This is a genomic window from uncultured Tateyamaria sp. (assembly GCF_947494755.1).
Taxonomy (GTDB): domain Bacteria; phylum Pseudomonadota; class Alphaproteobacteria; order Rhodobacterales; family Rhodobacteraceae; genus Tateyamaria.
Genome location: NZ_CANLVZ010000051.1, coordinates 1 through 430, shown reverse-complemented (window position 1 = coordinate 430; position 430 = coordinate 1). Strand labels below are relative to the sequence as shown.

Sequence of the window (430 nt, the reverse complement as noted above, 5' to 3'; positions counted from 1 at the left end):
TTTTGGTCCTCTTCTGACCGGTTAGCATATTCGTATGGCGTCAGGCCAGCGAGGCTGGAGTGAGGCCGGTGGTGATTGTAGTCGGCGCGCCATGCCGCAATCATGCGGCAGGCATGGCGCAGAGACGGGAACAGGTGTTCGTTCAGGCACTCCTCGCGCATCCGTCCGTTGAAGCTTTCCACCAGACCGTTTTGCATGGGCTTGCCTGGTGCGATGTAATGCCAACCGACTTGGCGGTCTTCCTGCCACTTCAGCATCGCGTTGCTCGTCAGTTCCGTGCCGTTGTCCGAGACCACCATGCACGGGTAGCCGCGCAGTTCAGCGATCCGATCCAGTTCGCGGGCGACACGTGCCCCACCGATGGATGTGTCCACCACGGCGGCCAGACATTCCCGGCTGAAGTCGTCGATGACATTCAGCACGCGGAACC

Annotated in this window: 1 protein-coding gene; it reads right to left on the bottom strand. The window is 60.9% G+C overall.

Annotated features, from left to right (window positions below; translation table 11 throughout):
• On the bottom strand, nt 1-430 hold a 430-nt coding region (locus tag Q0908_RS20325; protein ID WP_299289120.1), incomplete at both ends, for an integrase core domain-containing protein.